At 45.0% G+C, this 351-nt stretch carries 1 pseudogene; it reads left to right on the top strand.

What is annotated here, in order from left to right:
- Positions 1 to 24 precede the first annotated feature (24 nt).
- Positions 25 to 351 (top strand): annotated as a pseudogene (locus HC175_RS21275) (ATP-dependent DNA helicase); the annotation flags it as partial.

Here is a 351-nt window from a genome sequence, read left to right as displayed (position 1 = left end):
ATTTCCATAGCAGCAAGCCATAATATGAACCGGGTGTTTAATGAAATGGTGCGGACGTATCGCTTCGGAAGGAATGTGCCTCTTGTCATCAATGAAGACCTTTTGCTGGTTACCCAGACCTGGCGCCGCGGATTAAAGGAATTATACAGCGGAGATCATGTGGTGATCCTGGAAGTGGATCTTGATAAAAAAGAATTTGTCTCAGGCCTCAGCTTTGCTCCCGTAAAACTGAAGTATAAAAATCTTAAAAACGAGGATGAGGTCATTGACGATATCCTCCTGCTGGAATGTATCACCCATCCCAAAGGATTAAAAGCTGAACAGGAACGCCGGCTCCGTTCTGATAGGTTC

The organism is Salinimicrobium oceani, assembly GCF_012037645.1.
The sequence above is the reverse complement of the archived record's forward strand: the minus strand, read 5'-3'. Positions and strand labels throughout refer to the sequence as shown.